The sequence below is a fragment of the Zhongshania antarctica genome (genome assembly GCF_014202945.1).
GTDB classification, from domain to species: domain Bacteria; phylum Pseudomonadota; class Gammaproteobacteria; order Pseudomonadales; family Spongiibacteraceae; genus Spongiibacter; species Spongiibacter antarcticus.
The window spans coordinates 26444-45572 of record NZ_JACHHW010000008.1; the positions used below are offsets into that span (position 1 = coordinate 26444).

Annotated in this window: 20 protein-coding genes; 9 read left to right on the forward strand and 11 right to left on the reverse strand. The window is 52.5% G+C overall.

All coding sequences use genetic code 11. The annotated features are described in order from the left end of the window. Positions 1-18: 18 nt before the first annotated feature. Together rplI and dnaB are read left to right on the forward strand one after the other, a co-directional pair. On the forward strand, positions 19-465 hold the full coding sequence (rplI, locus tag HNQ57_RS14040; RefSeq protein ID WP_008246170.1) for a 50S ribosomal protein L9: 447 nt from the start codon (positions 19-21) through the stop codon (positions 463-465). 148 nt (positions 466-613) lie between these two features. Further along, positions 614-2056 carry a replicative DNA helicase gene (gene dnaB / locus HNQ57_RS14045; protein ID WP_008246171.1) on the forward strand — a complete coding sequence of 481 codons (1443 nt, stop codon included), beginning with the start codon at positions 614-616 and terminating at the stop codon, positions 2054-2056. A 186-nt stretch (positions 2057-2242) separates the two neighbouring features. Here dnaB and tatC read toward each other — a convergent pair whose 3' ends face one another. The 10 genes from tatC to HNQ57_RS14095 all read right to left on the reverse strand — a co-directional run bounded on the left by tatC (position 2243) and on the right by HNQ57_RS14095 (position 9404). Beyond that, positions 2243-2989 carry a twin-arginine translocase subunit TatC gene (tatC, locus tag HNQ57_RS14050; protein ID WP_184464016.1) on the reverse strand — a complete coding sequence of 249 codons (747 nt, stop codon included), beginning with the start codon at positions 2987-2989 and terminating at the stop codon, positions 2243-2245. Further along, positions 2986-3402 carry a Sec-independent protein translocase protein TatB gene (tatB, locus tag HNQ57_RS14055; RefSeq protein WP_184464018.1) on the reverse strand — a complete coding sequence of 139 codons (417 nt, stop codon included), beginning with the start codon at positions 3400-3402 and terminating at the stop codon, positions 2986-2988. Before tatB ends, tatC begins: the two co-directional genes overlap by 4 nt. Next, a complete protein-coding gene (tatA, locus tag HNQ57_RS14060; RefSeq protein ID WP_184464020.1) occupies positions 3403-3636 on the reverse strand; it encodes a Sec-independent protein translocase subunit TatA in 234 nt (77 codons plus the stop codon). Positions 3637-3668: 32 nt separating this feature from the next. Further along, positions 3669-4001 carry a phosphoribosyl-ATP diphosphatase gene (locus tag HNQ57_RS14065; protein WP_184464022.1) on the reverse strand — a complete coding sequence of 111 codons (333 nt, stop codon included), beginning with the start codon at positions 3999-4001 and terminating at the stop codon, positions 3669-3671. A 1-nt stretch (position 4002) separates the two neighbouring features. Then, a complete protein-coding gene (hisI, locus tag HNQ57_RS14070) occupies positions 4003-4416 on the reverse strand; it encodes a phosphoribosyl-AMP cyclohydrolase (RefSeq protein ID WP_008246184.1) in 414 nt (137 codons plus the stop codon). A gap of 57 nt (positions 4417-4473) precedes the next feature. Next, positions 4474-6114: a ubiquinone biosynthesis regulatory protein kinase UbiB gene (ubiB, locus tag HNQ57_RS14075; protein ID WP_184464024.1), complete on the reverse strand. Its 1641-nt coding sequence runs from the start codon at positions 6112-6114 to the stop codon at positions 4474-4476. Between the two features lie 9 nt (positions 6115-6123). Further along, the gene (locus HNQ57_RS14080) at positions 6124-6762 is read right to left on the reverse strand and encodes a ubiquinone biosynthesis accessory factor UbiJ (RefSeq protein WP_184464026.1); all 639 of its coding nucleotides are present in this window, start codon (positions 6760-6762) and stop codon (positions 6124-6126) included. Beyond that, the gene (gene ubiE / locus HNQ57_RS14085) at positions 6759-7508 is read right to left on the reverse strand and encodes a bifunctional demethylmenaquinone methyltransferase/2-methoxy-6-polyprenyl-1,4-benzoquinol methylase UbiE (protein WP_184464027.1); all 750 of its coding nucleotides are present in this window, start codon (positions 7506-7508) and stop codon (positions 6759-6761) included. The genes HNQ57_RS14080 and ubiE overlap by 4 nt, the downstream gene beginning before the upstream one ends. 104 nt (positions 7509-7612) lie before the next feature. Beyond that, positions 7613-8281 carry a replication protein P gene (locus HNQ57_RS14090; protein WP_226968241.1) on the reverse strand — a complete coding sequence of 223 codons (669 nt, stop codon included), beginning with the start codon at positions 8279-8281 and terminating at the stop codon, positions 7613-7615. Beyond that, on the reverse strand, positions 8190-9404 hold the full coding sequence (locus HNQ57_RS14095) for a DnaT-like ssDNA-binding domain-containing protein (protein ID WP_184464029.1): 1215 nt from the start codon (positions 9402-9404) through the stop codon (positions 8190-8192). Before HNQ57_RS14095 ends, HNQ57_RS14090 begins: the two co-directional genes overlap by 92 nt. A 132-nt stretch (positions 9405-9536) precedes the next feature. Between HNQ57_RS14095 and radA the strand changes: the two genes are divergently transcribed. After that, positions 9537-10904, forward strand: a complete 1368-nt coding sequence (radA, locus tag HNQ57_RS14100; RefSeq protein WP_184464031.1) for a DNA repair protein RadA — start codon at positions 9537-9539, stop codon at positions 10902-10904. Positions 10905-10933: 29 nt separating this feature from the next. Here the strand turns inward: radA and HNQ57_RS14105 are convergent, their stop codons facing one another. Then, a complete protein-coding gene (locus HNQ57_RS14105; RefSeq protein WP_184464032.1) occupies positions 10934-13402 on the reverse strand; it encodes a penicillin-binding protein 1A in 2469 nt (822 codons plus the stop codon). A 170-nt stretch (positions 13403-13572) separates the two neighbouring features. Between HNQ57_RS14105 and HNQ57_RS14110 the strand changes: the two genes are divergently transcribed. The 6 genes from HNQ57_RS14110 to aroK are packed head-to-tail and all read left to right on the forward strand — an operon-like array spanning position 13573 to position 19125. After that, positions 13573-14640: a pilus assembly protein PilM gene (locus HNQ57_RS14110; protein ID WP_226968242.1), complete on the forward strand. Its 1068-nt coding sequence runs from the start codon at positions 13573-13575 to the stop codon at positions 14638-14640. Further along, positions 14640-15200, forward strand: coding sequence for a PilN domain-containing protein (locus HNQ57_RS14115; RefSeq protein ID WP_184464034.1), 561 nt, complete (start codon positions 14640-14642; stop codon positions 15198-15200). The genes HNQ57_RS14110 and HNQ57_RS14115 overlap by 1 nt, the downstream gene beginning before the upstream one ends. A 12-nt stretch (positions 15201-15212) precedes the next feature. Next, positions 15213-15833 carry a type IV pilus inner membrane component PilO gene (locus HNQ57_RS14120; protein ID WP_226968243.1) on the forward strand — a complete coding sequence of 207 codons (621 nt, stop codon included), beginning with the start codon at positions 15213-15215 and terminating at the stop codon, positions 15831-15833. Further along, the gene (locus HNQ57_RS14125) at positions 15830-16357 is read left to right on the forward strand and encodes a pilus assembly protein PilP (RefSeq protein WP_184464036.1); all 528 of its coding nucleotides are present in this window, start codon (positions 15830-15832) and stop codon (positions 16355-16357) included. Before HNQ57_RS14120 ends, HNQ57_RS14125 begins: the two co-directional genes overlap by 4 nt. Before the next feature lie 23 nt (positions 16358-16380). Further along, on the forward strand, positions 16381-18582 hold the full coding sequence (locus HNQ57_RS14130) for a type IV pilus secretin PilQ (protein WP_276509434.1): 2202 nt from the start codon (positions 16381-16383) through the stop codon (positions 18580-18582). Between the two features lie 6 nt (positions 18583-18588). After that, entirely contained in the window at positions 18589-19125 is a 537-nt protein-coding gene (gene aroK / locus HNQ57_RS14135) for a shikimate kinase AroK (RefSeq protein ID WP_184464038.1), read from the forward strand. The last annotated feature ends 4 nt before the right edge of the window (positions 19126-19129 follow it).

Genomic DNA, 19129 nt, shown 5'->3' on the forward strand with positions numbered 1-19129 from the left:
TTTAAGAGGGTGAGAACCATGCAAGTGATTCTGCTGGAGAAAATTGGCAAGCTTGGCAATTTAGGTGATCAGGTTAATGTTAAAGGCGGCTATGGCCGTAATTTCCTGATTCCATTTGGCAAAGCAGTACCTGCCACAAAAACAAATGTTGCTGAATTTGAAGCGCGTCGCGCTGATTTAGAAGCGACTGCTGCTGAAAAGCGCAGTGTTGCTGATGCCCGTGCTGAAAAGCTGGCGGCGTTGACAGTCACTATTGAAGCGAATTCTGGCGACGGCGGCAAGCTGTTCGGCTCTATCGGTACTCGCGATATTGCTGATGCAGTAACGGCAGCTGGCGTTGAATTGAATAAAAGCGAAGTACGTATGCCAGAAGGTCCAATTCGCGATCTGGGTACCTACGACGTGGCAATTCAATTGCACAGTGATGTAGTACAGACTGTTAGCATTGCGGTTGTTGCCGAGTAATTTTGCTGATCTGTCTTTGATCTGATCTAGAAAGTGCAGGGTTGTTAATACGATCTTTGCGCTTAAGGCTGTGGTTTGTCGCGGCTGCTAGTCAGGTATAAAAAAGCACTGCCGTTCTTTGTAGCGGCGGTGCTTTTTTTTTGCCACAATGCCCGATCTGTTTATTCCTAGTGATGGTTCCGTGTACCCCGAAGCTTATTCTGAATCTCCGCCGCCCTTTGAAGAAGAGAGCGATTTTGCGCAACTGAAAATGCCCCCCCATTCGGTAGAGGCAGAGCAGTCGGTGCTTGGCGGCCTAATGATCGCCAACGAAAGCTGGGACTCGGTGGCCGATGTGGTTGGCGAAGGTGATTTCTTTCGCCCTGAACATCGCAAAATATTCGCGCAAATGACCCGCCTGGTCACCCTCGAGTTGCCAATAGACGTGGTAACACTGGCAGAGGAGCTGGCTAAGGCGGGGCAGCTAGAGCAGGTCGGTGGCGCGGCGTATTTGGCTGAAATCGCCAATAACACCCCTTCAGTCGTAAATATTCGGGCCTACGCCCAAGCGGTGCGCGAGCGCGCGACCTTCCGCTCGCTAATCAGTGCGGCGAATGCTATTGCCGATAGTAGTTTTAACCCTGAAGGGCGCAACAGTGATGAAATACTGGATGAGGCCGAACGTGCCATCATGCAGATTTCTGAGGAGCGCCCTAAAACGGGCGGCCTCACCCCCATTAACCCCCTGTTGAAGTCGGCGGTTGATAAGATTGATGAGCTGTTTAGCAACGAAGACGCGGTAACGGGCTTAACCACTGGCTTTGAAAAGCTCGACGAAATGACCTCGGGCCTGCAAAACTCTGACCTGATCATCGTCGCCGCGAGACCCTCGATGGGTAAAACCACTTTTGCGATGAACCTCGTCGAAAATGCGCTGATGAAAAGCGAGCAGCCGATTCTCGTGTTCAGTATGGAGATGCCCGCCAATCAGCTGATGATGCGGATGCTGTCCTCTGTTGGCCGTATTGATCAGACTCGAATAAGAACAGGCCGTTTGGAAGAAGAGGATTGGCCTAAGCTGAGTTCGGCGGTGACCAAGCTCAAAGACAAGCTGCTATTTATTGACGACACGCCGGCGCTAACCCCCACCGAAGTGCGTTCTCGGGCGCGTAAGATAGTGCGCGAGCACGGCAGCGTCGGCATGATCATGCTCGATTACCTTCAGTTGATGAAAGTCGCGGGTACGGCGAGTGAAGGGCGAACCGCTGAGATTTCTGAAATCTCGCGCTCTTTAAAAGGCATCGCCAAAGAATTTGAATGTCCGGTCGTAGCGCTGTCGCAGCTTAACCGCGCCTTGGAGCAGCGGCCTAACAAACGACCGATTAACTCGGATTTGCGGGAATCGGGCGCCATCGAGCAGGACGCCGACGTTATTATGTTTATTTACCGTGACGAAGTGTATAACGAGGAGTCGGCAGATAAAGGCATGGCAGAGATTATCATCGGCAAGCAGCGTAACGGCCCGATTGGTACTGCTAGGTTAAGCTTTGTGGGCAAGCATACGCGCTTTGAGAATTTGGCCTTTGGCTATGAGCAGGCAGATGAATACTAATTGGTCGGACGTCTGAGGTCGGGCGTCTGACGAAGAGGCAGTATTTAGTTGGGAGTCAGACGTCGGATGTCTCACGCTTAAAGGCATTCGCTGCGCTCATTAAATGCTCGCTTTTAATTTTAGCGTCTCCCATCTCCCGTCAAGCTTTCAGCGAATTGATCAGGGGTCCACGTCCGACACCCGACCTCAGACGTCAGACTCCGCTTGCTTCTTCTTCACCAAGCGCCCAAACACAATCCCCACTTCAAACAAAAACCACATCGGCACCGCGAGCAGCGCTTGTGAGATAACGTCCGGTGGGGTGAGCAGCATGCCGAATACAAAGCAGCCGATGATGACATAGGGGCGTTTGGCGGCTAAGTCGTCGGCGGTGGTCACACCTGAGGCGATGAGGAGTACGGTGGCGATGGGGATTTCAAAGGCGATGCCAAAGGCGAGGAACAGCTTTAGGGCGGTGTCTAGGAATCGGGCGATGTCTGGAGTGTAGTTGACACCTTCGGGAGTGATACCACTGAAAAAGCCGAATACGAGCGGGAATACCACGTAGTAAGCAAAGGCTAGCCCCGCGTAAAACAAGATAACGCTTGAGGCGAGTAGCGGCGCGGCGATGCGCTTTTCGTGGCGGTACATACCGGGTGCAACAAACTGCCAAATCTGGTGGAGTATTACCGGCATCGCCATACAAAATGCGGAAACCAGCACCAGTTTAAATGGTGTAAGGAAAGGCGACGCAATTTCCGTGGCGATCATGCTAGTGCCTTCCGGCAGGTAGCGGCGCAGTGGTTCGGCGACAAAGCTGTAAATAGTGTTGGCGAAGGGCATTAGGCCAACGGCGCAGACCAGCACGGCGAGTACCACACGCAGAAGACGGTCGCGTAATTCTGTTAGGTGGGCAACCAGCGGCTGACCTTGATCGTGGTCGGCGTCAGTCATGATGTGGGATCTTGTTTATTGGGTGCTTGTTCAGTAGCGATTGGCGGCAGGACTTGTTCTTCCTTATCCGGCGTGTTTTTACTGTCGAGTTTTTCGTCGGCTGTCGTATTTTGCTGTGGGGCAATACTGTTTTCAATGTCGCGCAGCCCCTCGCCAGCCTTGCTCATTTCTTTATTTAATTGGTCTTTGCTTTCTTTTAGCGATGCCAGAATTGATTCGTTGTGGAGTTGGCGGCGAATTTCATCGGCGCCGACTTCCCGTTCAATTTCGCTGCGAATATCACTAAAACTGCGGCGTAGGCGACCTATCCAGAGTGCGACGGTGCGCACTGTGCCAGGCAAGCGTTCGGGGCCAATGACCAATAGGCCGAGTACACCGATCACTAATAGCTCTGCAAAACCAATATCGAACATTTAGTGCTTAGACTCTTCTTTGCTCTCGGTTTTTGCCGTGCCGGCGTCTTGCTCGGCTTTGCTTTCGAGGTTTTTAGCTTCCTCGTCTTCGTCACCTTTCATGCTGTCTTTAAAGCCTTTAAGGGCACCGCCGAGGTCGGTGCCCATACCCTTGAGTTTTTTGGTGCCAAATAATAAAACCACGATGGCAAGGATGATGAGGAGTTGCCAAATGCTAATGCCGCCTAAACCCATGATTATGTCCTTTTACTAAAAATGAAAATTAATTATTTGTCCCGCGCCGCTTTTTCGTCCAGACCTGAAAGGCCAAAACGGCGGGCAAGTTCGTCAAGAATCGGTTGGTGGCTTTCGCCAAGTTCCGACAGCATCACCAAACTGTGAAACCACAAATCAGCGGTTTCGTAGATTACTTTACTATTGTCGCCACTGACTTGTGCGTCTTTGGCGGCGATGACGGTTTCAAAGGCCTCTTCGCCAACTTTTTCCAGTATTTTATTTAGGCCTTTGTGGTGAAGGCTGGCGACATAGGAGCTGTCTGGGCTGGCGCTTTTGCGGGCCGCCAGTACTTGGTCGAGCTGACTTAGAATCGATTCTGGCATATTACTGGTCCACGCTTTTATACATTGTTGCGGGATCTTTTAATACCGCTTCCATACTTTGCCAATTGTCGCCTTTAAGCTGGCGATAAAAACAGCTTTCTCGCCCTGTGTGACAGGCGATACCGCCAATTTGCTCAACCTGCATAAGCAGGGCGTCACCGTCGCAATCTAGGGCAATGGAGTGAATTTTTTGTACGTGACCGGAGCTTTCACCTTTGCGCCATAATTTATTGCGTGAGCGCGACCAGTAAACGGCGTCGCCGCTGCTAATCGTGAGTTGCAAAGATTCACTGTTCATCCATGCCATCATAAGCACGCGGCCACTTTTGGCGTCTTGGGCAATAGCGGCGACGAGTCCGTCGGCGTTCCACTTTACTTGCTCTAGCCACGGGCTGGTATTGGGTTTACTGCTCATACTGTTTCCAAGAGGCTTGGGTGTTCGTGTCGATATTGATCAGGGCCATACTTTACCTCAGCGGCTGCGGATAAAGAAATACAAAGCGACAGCAAATAGGCCAATACTCATACTGGGTAGTTCTTGTAAGCCCGCTCGGATTCCGGGGTCGCTGACTAAGGCGGCCGCCAGCGCGGCAACTATGGCAAGACGTTGATTGCGGCCGCGCTGCGCCTGTTGCTTAATCATTCCAGCGAAATCTTGTTGAAGTAGGCGCTCTGCCTTGGTGTTTGCAGAAATCTGCTCTTTGCCTGCGCCGCCGCGTTCCAGTAGCGCCTCAGGTAAATTAGGTAACTGTTCTAACCAGCCGGGAATGCGGTGGCTGACTTTTTTCAAGACACTTTGCGGCGAGTAGCGATCGCGCACCCAGCGCTCCAAAAATGGCATGGCGGTAGACCATAAATCCAGCTGAGGGTAGAGCTGGCGGCCCAGGCCTTCAATATTCAACAGGGTTTTTTGCAGTAGCACCAGTGAGGGCTGCACTTCCATGTCAAAGCGGCGGGCAGTTTGGAAGAGCTGCAAGAGTAAGAGACCAAAGGAGATCTCCGCCAGTGGCTTTTCAAAGATAGGCTCACTGACCGTGCGGATGGCAGCTTCAAACTCATGCACGCGGGTTTCTGGCGGCACCCAGCCACACTCAATATGGAGTTCGGCGACCTCCCGGTAATTGCGCTGAAATATCGCCAGTAAATTGCGAGCCAAATAATATTGATCGAAATCGCTGAGGCTGCCGATAATGGCGCAGTCTATCGCGATGTACTGAGGGGAGTTGGGGCGATTATGGGCAATAAAAATATTGCCAGGGTGCATGTCGGCATGAAAGAAGCTGTCGCGAAACACCTGGGTAAAGAAAATTTCTACGCCACGCTCAGCGAGCTTTTTCATGTCGGTGCCTTGTTCTTTTAAGGTTTCAACATTGGTAACGGGAATACCGTAAATGCGCTCCATAACTAATATATTGCGACGGGTGTAATCCCAGTACACCTCAGGTACATACAGTACCTCTGAGTCCTTGAAGTTACGACGTAGCTGGGAGGTATTGGCGCCCTCGCGTTGTAGATCCAGTTCGTCAAGAATGGTATGGCGGTAATCTTCTACTACCTCAACGGGCCGAAGACGACGGCCGTCGGGAATATAGCGGGCAATGAGTACCGCAATGGTTTGTAGCAGTTTTAGGTCGGCACTAATGATGTGCTCGATGCCCGGGCGCACCACTTTAACAACCACATCGATGTTGTTGTCGATGGTGGCGGTATGAACTTGTGCGATGGACGCGGACGCGAGGGGCTGGCGATCAAACTTAAGAAAGAGTTGCTCAATGGGTTTGCCCAGCGCGGCCTCAATTACCGCGACGGCTTGCTGGCTGCCAAAGGGGGGGACCTGATCTTGGAGTTTAGCGAGTTCCATGGCCACGTCGTCGGCGAGAAGGTCGCGGCGGGTTGAAAGAATTTGGCCGAATTTAATAAATATTGGCCCTAGATTCTCCAGGCCCAAACGCAGGCGTTCGCCGCGACTGTGTTTACCTTTGGAAAATAGACGCCACGGGCCGCAGCGCAATAATATGCGAGCGCGCAGTGGTAGGTGCTCAGTGGGGATGAGGGTGTCCAGTCGGTAGACACAAATAATCCAGCAAATAGCGAGCAGGCGACGCAGCCCCATAGAGTTTCCTTAATTTTTATTGGTTTGGGGTGTTAGCCGCGCTTGCAGGCGGCGTAACTTGGCCTCAAGGCGTTCACTGCGGGCTTTAACATCATCAATTTGTTGATAGAAGTCGTCGGCCTGACAGGGGTGGGGAACGAGATTGCTCTCTTCGACCAAAAACTCTTCAAACTGGCGGTGTAAGTTTTGGCGAGTTGCGTTTAGCCAGCGGTGGCTTGCCCGCAGGCCAGTGCCAATTTGGTGGGCGGCGACGTCGCCAAAGGAATCCGCGAGTGGTTGCTCCCAGTCAATGTCGAGGTCGGCAAGAATTTTACGTAATGTTAATAGCGGTGCGGTATCGCCACTGATTCGAATATCGCCATTGATCAGTGCCGCAGCGGGGTCGGCGGAAGTTGCCACCGCAGCAAATTCACTCCAGCGACCGCTGAGCCGGGTGCTAATGCCTTCGTTTAGGCTGCCGAGTATACGCAGGCGGCTACCACTAATGCCGATGCCGACATTGAGATCGGGCTCCTTTAACTCAAGGGCAAAACGTTGGCCGTCTAAGCTTAATAGTTTCGCACGGGCACTGGGGTCGAGATGAAGTGCTTTATTAATCAGGTTTTCAAGGCCGGAAATCGCCGCGCCTTGGAGTACCGGTGGAATCACGGCTTTATGCCCCGGTGCACGGCAACGACGCCCGCCGTCATATTGTGATAGCGCACATCGACAAAGCCCGCGTCGTTCATCATGCCTTTGAGGGTGTCTTGATCGGGGTGCATGCGGATGCTCTCGGCCAGATAGCGGTAGCTGTCCTCGTCATTGGTTACTAGCTGGCCCATTTTGGGCAGAATGTCGAAGGAGTAGCGGTCGTAAAGTTTGGCGATGACTGGATTAACCGGCTTGGAAAATTCCAATACCAGCAGGCGGCCGCCGGGCTTGAGTACTCTATTCATTGAGCGCAGTGCGGCGTCTTTGTCGGTGACATTACGCAGGCCAAAAGCAATGGTAATACAATCAAAATAGTTGTCGGGGAAGGGCAGGCACTCGGCATTGGCTTGCACGTATTCAATATTGCCGACTATTCCCTTATTAGTCAGTTTTTCCCGGCCAACGGTGAGCATTGAGTCATTGATGTCGGCCAGTACGACACTGCCGTTGCTGCCGACTAGGCGGCTGAATTTTGCGGCGAGGTCGCCGGTGCCGCCAGCAATGTCCAGTACTTTATTACCGGGGCGCACGCCAGACAGTTCAATAGTAAAGCGCTTCCACAGGCGATGGACGCCACCGGACATGAGGTCGTTCATGATGTCGTATTTGGCTGCAACCGAGTGAAAGACCCCAGCGACCATTTTGACCTTGTCTTTGCTGTCGACGGTTTTGTAGCCGAAGTGGGTGGTTTTGTCGTCTGCCATAAATTCTGCCTGCTTGGTATGGTCTTGGCGGGGCGGCCCGCTTAATTAGGTCGCTATTGTAGCGTTTGCGTGGGCGCCCTGCACGATTGGATTTGACTTAAGGATTATATGTCGAGCTCGTCTCTGAGCTGCTGCATGCGCTGACGCTGCTCGTCTGGGCTCAGTGGCTTGCTAATGGTCTCTGGAAGCGCAATTTGTGCAGGCAAACTCAGGGTTTCGCCGTTAATGACGCGCTGGCAGATATCCTCGTAGTGCCGTTTAAACACAGGGTAGGCGGTGTGCTCGGTACTGCCGGCAAGGAAAAACCAGTCGCAAGCGCGGCCGGCATGGTAAACCGCTGGGTGAGACCAGGTGTATTCGGCTTTGGGTTGCGGCGCGCGGCAAGCTTCCATATAGGCACTGTGGCTGTCGGGCAAACCGAGTTCGCGCAGGTCGGGCTCGCAGTATTTTAAAATACCTTTAACCGTCGGCAAAAACTCAGATTCGCGAATGGCGCGGTGGGTCGCGGCAATAATTCGCTCTGGGCTGATGTGGCGCAGATTGCTAAACCAAATTTTCTTGGCATAGGAGAGCTTTTCAGGATTTGAAAAGGCCTTGTTATATTGGTTGTGGTAGACCAGTTCAAACTCCGCAAACATCTGATTAAGCGCGTCGATTACTGCGTCTCTGTCTGGTAGGGGTTCAGAGTTCGTCTGCCCAGCTGCGGTCGGTGTGTTTGGCGATGAAGCCAGTTGCCGGTTTGCTTGCTCCAGAAGCTTGTTGCTGTCTTGCATCGCTCTGTCCCAGTTGATGATTGTTTGCCCAACGGTATTTTACATGTTGGAGAAATTTTGTGTTCCATGAGCGGTGTGCTTGGCCGCTGTCTTGCCAGAATAATATAAATTCGGCGATTTGTGCTTTGGCAAATTCGGGGTCGATACGGGCCATGCGCAAAATATCGAAGACTGAATCATTGGGCTGCCAGTTGCCGGGAATTGGCGCGATGACGTTTTCATTGCTGACGGCATTGGTATAGCGCGCCCATTGCAGGCGAATATGCTGTATAAAGCGCGAATTCCAATTGCTGTCGGCGGTGCCGCGCTCTCGCCAGAACAGGGTAAACTCAGGAATGGCGTCTTCAATAAAATTGCGGCTAATACCGTCGCGCTCGAGAATTTCAAGGGCATCGAGGCTGGGCTTCCAACTGTCGCCAATGGGTTGATTGCGCGACAATTCAATTTTTTGGTACTGCTCTTTTTTCCAGCGGCGACTGACATACTGGCTAAATGCACTGTTCCATGAGCTGCGAGTTTCGCCAGTGTCGCGGTAATGGGCGATAAACTCGGGCAACACGGCGTTGATAAACGCGGGGTCGACCTGATTAAAGCGGGTCAGGTAGTCGATGCCCGCTTGGTCGGGGAGCCAGTCAGCTGCAATTATATTGTTGCCGGGCACTGGGTGGCGAGGATTGGCAGTATTGGTGTGTTGGTTCACTCTTGTGGTGTTGGCGACCAGCGAGCCCTTGCGTACGGGTTGTTGTATTGTTGCCTGTGGTGTCGCGTGCTCAGTTCGGGCCGCGGCGGGGCTTGCTTGCACTGCTGGCGCTGCGGATTTGGCTTGGGTAAATGCCAGACGAATATTTTGTGCATTGCTCATTAGGGCTGCGCCGATAATAATGAGTCCCTGGTCATTCAGGGTGCGTAGCACTTCTTCAATTTTATCCATGTCCCAAAACGGGAGTTGTTTATTCAGGCGCTGTTTGTCAATGATATACCATTGAATTCCTTGGCTTTCCCGGCTATCGAGCAGGGGTAGCCATTCCGCTAGCAATTGATACAGCAGCGCTGCCTCTAAGCCGAGTGTTGTGGCGAGGGAGGGGGATACCAATAGTTGGCGTTCTACAAAAGCGGCCGACATGCTATTTACTCTGTGGATAGCGGGCCATTGTACGGCCTTGTATGGGCTGCTGTCAGCCCTGTTGTCACCAGCAAATTCTGGACGTTTATCGTCTGATCTTTATCAGTAAGAGGGAGCGATTGCTTCAGTATTATGGCAAAACAAAAAACCGCGTATGTGTGTGTGGACTGTGGTTCTGACCACAATAAATGGCAGGGCCAGTGTCAGGATTGCGGCGCTTGGAATACCTTGTCGGAGCTGCGTTTAGGGCCGGCGACGAGTGCCAAAGCAGCGCCAGTGCGGCAAGGTTATGCGGGTGAAGTTGGCGGTGAGGTGCAAATGCTCGCCAATGTCAGTATTGAGGCTTTGCCAAGGCGCTCCACTGGTTTTGATGAATTTGATCGGGTCTTGGGCGGCGGGCTAGTGCCGGGCTCTGCGGTATTGATCGGTGGGCATCCGGGGGCGGGCAAAAGTACGCTGCTCTTGCAAGTTCTGTGTCGTTTGGCGAATCAATGCGAATGCCTTTATGTGACTGGCGAAGAGTCGCTGCCGCAGATTGCGATGCGGGCTCAGCGTCTGAATTTAAGTGCCGACACCCTAAAGTTGTGTTCGGAAACCAGTCTCGAGTTGATTTTGGCCCAGGCGATGGCAAATAAGCCTGCAATTCTGGTGGTGGATTCCATCCAGGTTTTACACAGCGAGCAGGTTAGTTCGGCGCCCGGCAGTGTTTCACAGGTGCGAGAGTGCGCTGCGGCGCTCACCCGCTTCGCCAAGCAGACTGGCACGGTACTGTTGATGGTTGGTCATGTGACCAAGGATGGCGGTTTGGCTGGCCCCAAGGTACTTGAGCATATTATTGATTGCTCGATCATGCTTGAGGGCAGCAGTGATAGTCGCTATCGCACCTTGCGCGGCAGTAAAAACCGCTTTGGCGCGGTGAATGAGCTGGGCGTGTTTGCCATGACGGAGTTGGGTCTTAAAGAAGTTAAGAACCCGTCTGCGATCTTTCTTAATCGCGGTGATGTGGTGTCGTCGGGCAGTACCGTGATGGTGGTGTGGGAGGGTACGCGGCCGCTCTTAGTTGAGATTCAGGCGCTGGTCGATAGCTCTGGATTTGGGAATCCGCGACGGGTGGCGGTGGGTTTAGAGCAAAACCGTTTGGCGATGTTGTTGGCGGTGTTGCATCGTCACGGCGGCTTACAGGTAGGCGATCAGGACGTGTTTGTGAATGTGGTGGGTGGCGTTAAAGTGCTGGAAACCGGTTCGGACTTGGCCTTGTTGTTTGCCATTGTGTCGAGCTTTCGGGATCGCCCTTTGCCTGAAGACCTGGTGGTCTTTGGTGAAGTTGGTCTGTCGGGGGAGATTCGTCCGGTGCCCAGCGGCCAGGAACGACTCCAAGAGGCCCGCAAGCACGGCTTTCGCCGGGCTATTGTGCCTCACGGTAATGCGCCGCGGGGTGACTCGGTCGGCATGGAAGTAGTGGGGGTGAAAACTCTCGCTGAAGCGCTGGAGGCCATTTAGGCCGCCAGGCTTTGGTCAATGTATTATGCTTAGAATATTTCTATGGGATCGTCGCCAGCATTGCTGCCGTAGGGGCTTTGGGGTTGGTTGAATCCCTCACTGGGCGCATTGTCGCTGCGGAAGTATTCAAATATGGCATTGCTCTGGCCGGGCTGGGCGAGGTTGCCGGTATCTGGGTCAATTCTTACCGAGATGACGTTGTCCGGTTGCTTTAAGTGGCGCTCGGGTTTGTTCTTGAGCGCTTCTTTCATGTAATCAATCCAGATTGGCAGGGCGACTGAGCCACCGTACTCGCGGCGGCCAAGATTGTTGTTTTGGTCAAAGCCTACCCAAGTTGATGTCACAATCCCGCCGCTGTAGCCCGAGAACCACGCATCGGTAGGGCCGTTGGTGGTGCCGGTTTTACCCGCTGCGTCGCTGCGCTTTAGCACTAGTGCTTTGCGGCCGGTTCCTCGCGTGATGACGTCTTGTAAAATACTGTCGATCAGATAGGCGACGTCTTCGCTGAGTACGCGCTTGGCGTAGTTGACTTTAGGTGCCTCGCTACTGTCATTGATGATGTCGTCGAGGGTATCGGCTTCCATTGGGTGGTGAGGATTTAGCAGGTCGCCATCTTCGTCGGTGCTGCAGTTGCGGCAGACGATATCGGGTTCGGCGCGATAGAGGGTGTTGCCGTCGCGGTCAATAATGCGATCGATAATATAGGGTTTTACTTTGTAACCGCCGTTGGCAAACACCGCGTAGCCGCTAACAATATCCAGTGGCGTTAGCGAATGGCTGCCCAGAGCGAGTGAAAGGTCTCTTGGTAGCTTGCTGGGGTCAAAGCCGAAGCGGGCTATATAGTCGATGGCTTTGCCGATGCCGAGGTCTCTGAGTACCCTGATAGATACCAAGTTACGGGACATATACAGTGCTTTACGCAGGCGCATAGGGCCATTGAACGTGCCGTTGTCATTGCTGGGGCGCCAAGTGTCGCCGAGCCCGCTGTCCTCAAAGACGATGGGTGCGTCATTAATAATGGTGGCTGGGGTGAAGCCGTTATCGAGGGCGGCGGTGTAGATAAACGGTTTGAAATTGGAGCCCGGTTGGCGCTCTGCTTGGGTGACGCGGTTAAACGCGCTTTTTTGATAGTTGTAGCCGCCCACTAAGCTAAGTATGGCGCCGCTATCGGCATTTAGAGACACCAGTGCGCCCTGGATTTTCGGTAGCTGGGATAGCTCCCAATGGCGCGGTTCGTCCTGGCTCATGCGCACGCGAATAACATCGCCGGCCGCGAGCAAGTCACTCGCCGTTTCTGGGGCGTAGCTGACCCTGTCTTCACTAATATAGCGAATTGTACCCTCTAGGCCATGGGCCCAATCCAGGGTCGTTTGGTCGCCAGTGGAGAGCAGTAAGGTGGCGCTTTTCTCGGCCACGCTTAAAACCAGTGCCGGATGCCAGGGCCCAATACTGCCAATTTCCTCTAATTTTTGGATTAGACGCTGGCGCTGCTCATCATCGATGCCTTTGCTGAGATTCCAGTGTCGCTCTGCGCCACGGTAGCCATGGCGGGTGTCATATTCGATCACGCCGTCGAGGAGGGCGTTATTTGCCGAGTTTTGTAGTCGGCTATCGACGGTGGTAATGACCGTGAAGCCATCTTCATAGGCGGTTCGGCCGTAGCGCTCGAGCATGTGCAGGCGCACCATCTCTGAAACGTAAGGGGCATCGACATCGAGCTGGGTGCCGTAGGCCTTGGCGCTGATGGGTTCGGTAATGGCTGTTTCGTAATCCGCTTGGGTAATATAGCCAAGGCTAAGCATGCGGCCCAATATCCAGTTGCGGCGTATTTTGGCGCGATTGGGGTTGGCGACGGGGTTGTAGGCTGACGGTGCTTTGGGGAGCCCAGCGATCATGGCCATTTGCGCGAGATTGAGCTCTTTTATGGGTTTTCCGTAATAGACTTGGCCAGCAGCTTCGATACCATAGGCGTGGTTACCGAGGAAAATCTTGTTTAGGTAAAGCTCGAGAATGTCGCCCTTGCTGAGTGCACGCTCTATTTCGATGGCCAGGAAAATTTCGGTGAATTTCCGTGTAAAAGTGCGCTCTTGGCTGAGGAAGTAGTTTTTGGCCACCTGCATGGTGATGGTCGAGCCGCCCGATTGAATGCTGCCACTGGTGATTAATTGCGATGCCGCACGCAGCAAGCTAGTGATGTCGACACCGTGGTGGAGATAGAAACGGTCGTCTTCGGCGGCGAGAAAGGCTTTGATAAAGAGCTCTGGAACTTCTTGGAAGCTGATGGGGGAGCGGCGTTTCTCACCAAATTCTCCCAGCAACTTGCCGTCAGAGCTGTATATCCGTAGTGGCGTTTGCAGTTGTATGTCTTTTAACGCCTCGACGGATGGCAATTTAGGACTAATATAAAGGAATGCAGCGGCGAAAATCATCACGGCGCCGCAGCTGGCGAGAATGCCTAGGCCGATGAAAAGGCGGAGAACTCGGGTCTTGCTTGGCATATTTGTCCTGTAAATTGAGATGTCGGTAGAAAATCGAAGACTAGGATAACTAAAACTGTGACATTATCGGCGTCTTTTTTTCATAACTATTTGCGCATTGGTATACACTGGTATTTAATCTTGTATATAAAAGTGCGCTCTAAGTCCACGATGTAAATAGGAAAACTACAGTGCTAGATGGCTTGTTTGGCGGTCAGGGTTCCCGGAGTCTGCTCGGTATCGACATCAGTTCCAGTGCGGTTAAGTTACTGGAGTTGAGCCGGAGTGGCGAGAAATATCGCGTAGAAAGCTACGCGGTTATGTCTCTGCCATCGCAGGCGGTGGTCGAAAAAAATATTGCTGATGTCGAGCAGGTGGGCGACGTTGTGCGTGCAGTTCACTCCCGATCTCGCACCAAGCTTAAGCGCGCGGCGGTGGCTGTGCCGGGCTCGGCAATTATTACCAAGGTTCTGCATATGCCTGCAGGGCTGCATGAAAATGCCATGGAAACACAGATTTCCTTGGAAGCTGATCAGTATATCCCCTATCCATTAGATGAGGTTTCCCTGGATTTTGAAGTCTTGGGCGAATCGGAAGCCAACCCGGAGTTGGTGGATGTGATGCTGGTCGCCTGCCGTCGCGACAATGTCGATACGCGGGTTGAATCATTAGAAATTGCGGGGATCACCCCCAAAGTGGTGGATGTCGAGGCCTACGCTATTGAGCGGAGTTTTGATCTTATAGCCCAGCAGCTGGGTTGTGATGAGAATACGGTGGTGGCCATTGTCGATGTTGGCGCCAGCATGACCTCCCTCAGTGTGATCGTGAACGGTGAAACGGTTTATACCCGCGATCAGTTGTTTGGCGGTCGGCAGCTAACCGAAGAGATCCAACGTCGCTATGGCTTGACGGTGGAAGAGGCTGGGTTGGCCAAAAAGCAAGGCGGACTATCCGATGACTATGACAGTGAGGTCTTGGCTCCGTTCCGAGAAGCGGTTATTCAGCAAGTGTCGCGGTCACTGCAATTCTTTTATTCGGCGAGTCAGTACAGCGGTGTTGATATTATTGTATTAGCTGGTGGTGTTGCCGCCATGCAGGGCTTGGTCGAGTTGGTCCAAGAGCGCTTGGGCATAGATACTGTTATTGCGAATCCGTTTGCGGCGATGTCGGTTGCACCGGGTGTAGACGCCACTAAATTGACCAGCGATGCCCCTGCCATGCTCATCGCTTGCGGTTTGGCACTGAGGAGTTTTGATTAATGGCAACGATTAACTTATTGCCTTGGCGCGAGGAGCGTCGCGAGCTGATTAAACAGCAGTTCCTCGTGGTACTCGGGGGTGTGGCCGTGTTGGGGGCGCTGTTGATTTTGCTTGCCATGTCGATTGTGAATGGTGCAATCAGTGGTCAGGAAGCGCGCAATAATTATATGCAGGCCCAGATAACTAAAATTAATAAGGAAGTGGCCGAGATTAGCGAACTTGAAAAGCGCCGCCAGCAATTACTCGACCGAATGACGATTATCCAAGATTTACAGGGCACTAGGCCGTTAATCGTGCGGGTCTTTGATGAAATGGTGAGAACCCTGCCCGATGGCTTGTTTTACACCTCGGTGGTTCGGCGTGACAAGCAGGTAAATGTGGAAGGCATCGCCGAGTCGAATAATAGAGTATCCAGCTTAATGCGTAAATTAGACGGCTCACCTTGGTTTGCCGATCCGAATTTGACCGCGGTGAGTGCGGCTTCAGCCTACGGCGATCAATCCAGTAGTTTCAAATTGTCTTTCCAGATCAGTGCGCCTGCGCCTGATGATGAGAAGTAGGGAGCGATAGCTGTGGCGGAGTGGCAAGAGTTAGTCGAAGAAGTAAAAAGCTTCGACCTCGGTGATCTAAATGTTGAGAATATTGGTGCCTGGCCATTATTGGTGAGGGCAGCGGTATGGCTTGGGGTTTTTGTGTTGTGCTTGGCGGGTGGCTATTTTTATGTGATTGCAGATTTGCGCGTCAAGCTGTCGGGCGTTGAAGCCAAGGAAATTCAGTTAAAGCAAGACTTTGAGAAAAAGGCATTCAAAGCAGCGAAACTGATCCCGCTGAAAAAGCAGATGGAGGAGATGGAGGAGTCTTTTGGTATTTTACTTAGCCAGTTGCCAGTCGACACCGAAGTGCCAGGCCTCTTAGAAGACATGACCGAGAAAGCGGTTTCTAATGGTTTGGAAATCAGCAGTATTCAGCTTCAGGCTGAGCGGGTTCAGGAATTCTATGTGGAGCTGCCAATTGCAATCAAGGTTAGTGGCAGTTACCACGATTTGGCGGCTTTTGTGAGCGGTATCGCCGGTCTGCCGCGAATAGTCACCTTGCACGACTATACGATTAGCTCTAATAAAGAGCAAAGTCAGCAAGCGATGTCGATTACGGCTAAGACTTATCGTTATAAAGACACGGAGGCGGGTTCATGATGAAACGCGTTTCCCTTATCGCCAGTTTTGCGCTGGTGTTGACCGCTTGCGGTGGTGGCGCTGAGTTTGCCGATCTTGACGCCTTTGTCGCCGCGAAGCGGGCGGCGCCATCCGGACAAATTCCACCGATTCCTGCTCTCAAAGCTTACCGCGCGTTTAGCTATTCGGCGTCTGGTCTGCGGGGCCCTTTTAATCGCCCGGTCGATGTTAAAGAAATTGCACGACTTGAAGCGGCTAGCAGTGTTAAACCCGACACCAAGCGCGAGAAAGAATATTTAGAACAGTACTCACTAGACTCCTTGACAGTGGTGGGGACGGTGCGCTTGAGCGGGAAGTTGTGGGCGTTAGTAAAAGACGCCGATGGCGGTGTGCATCGTGTTAAAGAAAGCAATTACCTAGGCCGGAATTACGGCAAAATTATTGAGGTTGCAGAGAACTACCTGACGGTTATTGAGATTGTCTCCACCGGCGGGGATGGCTGGGTTGAACGGCCGCGCTCCCTTGAACTGAAAGTCCGTAACTAAGAATTCGATTGGCGGAGAAGTAGATGAATACCCGAAAGCAAATGCAATGCGCAGTGCAGAGCAAGCGCGCTGGTGGCGCGACCACAAATATGGGGCGACAGATCCTAGGTGGGGTGTGTTTGTTGTTGGCGTCGATAGCCGCTTCAGCAGCCAACTTGACGGATGTGCAGTTTAATTCGCTTCAGGGCGGTAGCTTTGAGGCGCGCTTTACCTTTGATGGCCCCGCGCCAGAAGTAAAGGGCTATACCATTGAGAAGCCCGCCCGAATTGCGCTGGATTTAGTTGCGACGGGTAATAAATTGTCTCAGAAGAAGTTCCCCTTGGCCTACGACAATGCCAGCAGTGCCGTGGTGTTAGAGGGCCGGGGCAGAACTCGGGTCGTGTTGAATTTGGTGAAGCTGGCGTCGTATCAGACGCGAGCGGAAGGCAATGTGCTCATCGTTGAGGTTGGTAGCGGTGGCGGTCAGGCCTACCTGAAAGAGAAGTACAATAGCCCGTTAGTCTCGTCGGCCAAAGTGGTGGCGCCGGCGGCAAATAATATAACCGATCTTGATTTCCGTCGTGGCGATAAGGGTGAGGGCCGCTTGGTGATTCAGTTGGCTGATGCCAAGGCTGATATCAATGTCTATGTTGAAGGATCTAAAATCAAAGTGGATTTTGGTGGTGTTAACTTGCCCGCCAGCTTACAGCGCCGCTTTGATGTCGTTGATTTTGCAACCCCGGTGAAATCGATTGAAGCGCGCATGGGCGAGAAGGGTGCGAAATTGGCCATTGAAGCTCAGGGTGAATACGACTACCTTGCTTATCAAACTGATACTGAATACGTCGTAAGCGTTAAGCCATTAACAAAGAAAGAAGTGGCTGATCGCCGTCGTGAGTTCGCGTATGTTGGCGAGAAGCTGTCGCTGAACTTTCAAGATATTGAAGTCCGCTCCGTACTGCAGTTGATTGCTGACTTTACTGAGCTGAACTTGGTTGCCAGTGATACGGTTAAGGGCAACATCACGCTGCGTCTGCAAAATGTACCTTGGGATCAAGCGCTTGAATTAGTGCTAAAGACTAAGGGCTTAGATAAGCGTCAGGTGGGTAATGTTCTGATGGTTGCGCCCGCCGCAGAAATATCTGAGCGTGAGCGGCAAGAAATTGAGGCTCAGAAGCAAGTTGAGGAGCTCGCGCCGCTGCAAAGTGAATTTATTCGCGTGCGCTATGCCGATGCAGCAGAATTATTTAAGTTGTTTGCGCGCAATGGCAATGACAACGGTAATAACAATAGTGGCGGCAGCGATGGACCATCGACAGGCAGCATTCTATCGCCTCGCGGTTCAGTCATTGTCGACGAACGCACGAATTCACTGCTGATTACTGAAACGGCCGAGCGTTTGGACGAGTTCCGTCGCCTGATAGCCCTTATAGATGTCCCGGTACGCCAAGTGCAAATTGAAGCGCGTATTGTTCGCGCCAGCTCAGACTTTGACCGCTCATTAGGGGTTAAGTGGGGCGGGGCTTATATTAAGCAAGACGGCGATAAGGTGTATTCGGCCAATGGTGATATGGCGAGTGACCAGGCAACTCAGAATAATTACCTGAGTGCCTTGGCTGCCGGCTCGCCAACGTATACTGCAGTACCGGGTTTGGTTACTGACCTTGGCGTTTCTGGCGCGGCGGGCTCGTTTGCACTGGGCTTTATTAGCCCCGATGTTTTGTTGAACTTGGAGTTGTCTGCGCTTGAGTCTAAGGGCCGCGGCGAGATCGTATCGCAACCTCGTGTGGTGACGGGTGATAAAGAGCCGGCAATCATTAAATCGGGTACAGAGATACCCTACCCAGAATCGTCAGCCAGCGGTGAAACTACCATCGCTTTTAAAGAAGCCGTATTGAAGCTGGATGTAACGCCGATTATCACGCCAGATGACCGAATTATTATGGATCTGACGATCAATCAGGACACCATTGGCTCGCTGGTCATTTCTACCGGACTGGGTGGTCAGGTGCCGACCATCGACACCACGGAGCTGAAAACCAGGGTATTGGTGAGTAATGGCGAGACTGTTGTGCTTGGTGGGGTTTATGACCAGATTGACGTGCAATCAGAAACCAAGGTGCCATTGTTAGGCGATATTCCCTTTTTTGGTCATTTGTTTAAGACCACCACAGTGACTCGTGAGAAGCAGGAGACGTTAATTTTTATTACGCCGCGCATTCTTGCCGACAGTTTGGTAGATTGATTGCAGATGATGAAGTCGGGTGCGGTATTTTTAGTTGGGCCAATGGGGGCGGGAAAGAGCACTATTGGCCGCTTGCTGGCAGAGGCCTTGCGTTTTGAATTCTGCGATGTCGATCGTGAGATAGAGGAGCGTAGTGGCGTTGATATTCCTTGGATCTTCGATATGGAAGGTGAAGAGGGTTTTCGTGATCGCGAAGAGAGTATGCTGTCTGAATTGAGTGATGGCTCTCAGGTGGTTATATCTACTGGCGGCGGCGCAGTATTACGCAGTGTTAGTCGTAAGTTGATGGTCGCTAGAGGCACGGTGATTTATCTTAAAACCTCGGTGGAAGAGCAGGTGCGACGTACCGCTCGGGATCGCAAGCGTCCACTGCTGCAAAATGGTGATCCCGGTACCACGTTGCGCAACTTAATGGCCCTGCGTGAACCTCTCTACGAAGAAATTGCCGATTACACTGTATTAACGGATAATCGCACTCCGAAGTCAGTTGTTCAGGAATTGTGCGAGCAGCTTGGCGCCAGCGACCTCAGCGCGCAATATTGATATA

Excerpts from the sequence above, each read along its gene's own strand:
- rplI (WP_008246170.1), top strand. The coding sequence starts at position 19 with ATGCAAGTGATTCTGCTGGAGAAAATTGGCAAGCTTGGCAATTTAGGT.
- dnaB (WP_008246171.1), top strand. The coding sequence starts at position 614 with ATGCCCGATCTGTTTATTCCTAGTGATGGTTCCGTGTACCCCGAAGCT.
- tatC (WP_184464016.1), bottom strand. The coding sequence starts at position 2,989 with ATGACTGACGCCGACCACGATCAAGGTCAGCCGCTGGTTGCCCACCTA.
- tatB (WP_184464018.1), bottom strand. The coding sequence starts at position 3,402 with ATGTTCGATATTGGTTTTGCAGAGCTATTAGTGATCGGTGTACTCGGC.
- tatA (WP_184464020.1), bottom strand. The coding sequence starts at position 3,636 with ATGGGTTTAGGCGGCATTAGCATTTGGCAACTCCTCATCATCCTTGCC.
- HNQ57_RS14065 (WP_184464022.1), bottom strand. The coding sequence starts at position 4,001 with ATGCCAGAATCGATTCTAAGTCAGCTCGACCAAGTACTGGCGGCCCGC.
- hisI (WP_008246184.1), bottom strand. The coding sequence starts at position 4,416 with ATGAGCAGTAAACCCAATACCAGCCCGTGGCTAGAGCAAGTAAAGTGG.
- ubiB (WP_184464024.1), bottom strand. The coding sequence starts at position 6,114 with ATGGGGCTGCGTCGCCTGCTCGCTATTTGCTGGATTATTTGTGTCTAC.
- ubiE (WP_184464027.1), bottom strand. The coding sequence starts at position 7,508 with ATGGCAGACGACAAAACCACCCACTTCGGCTACAAAACCGTCGACAGC.
- HNQ57_RS14090 (WP_226968241.1), bottom strand. The coding sequence starts at position 8,281 with ATGCAAGACAGCAACAAGCTTCTGGAGCAAGCAAACCGGCAACTGGCT.
- HNQ57_RS14095 (WP_184464029.1), bottom strand. The coding sequence starts at position 9,404 with ATGTCGGCCGCTTTTGTAGAACGCCAACTATTGGTATCCCCCTCCCTC.
- radA (WP_184464031.1), top strand. The coding sequence starts at position 9,537 with ATGGCAAAACAAAAAACCGCGTATGTGTGTGTGGACTGTGGTTCTGAC.
- HNQ57_RS14105 (WP_184464032.1), bottom strand. The coding sequence starts at position 13,402 with ATGCCAAGCAAGACCCGAGTTCTCCGCCTTTTCATCGGCCTAGGCATT.
- HNQ57_RS14115 (WP_184464034.1), top strand. The coding sequence starts at position 14,640 with ATGGCAACGATTAACTTATTGCCTTGGCGCGAGGAGCGTCGCGAGCTG.
- HNQ57_RS14125 (WP_184464036.1), top strand. The coding sequence starts at position 15,830 with ATGATGAAACGCGTTTCCCTTATCGCCAGTTTTGCGCTGGTGTTGACC.
- HNQ57_RS14130 (WP_276509434.1), top strand. The coding sequence starts at position 16,381 with ATGAATACCCGAAAGCAAATGCAATGCGCAGTGCAGAGCAAGCGCGCT.
- aroK (WP_184464038.1), top strand. The coding sequence starts at position 18,589 with ATGATGAAGTCGGGTGCGGTATTTTTAGTTGGGCCAATGGGGGCGGGA.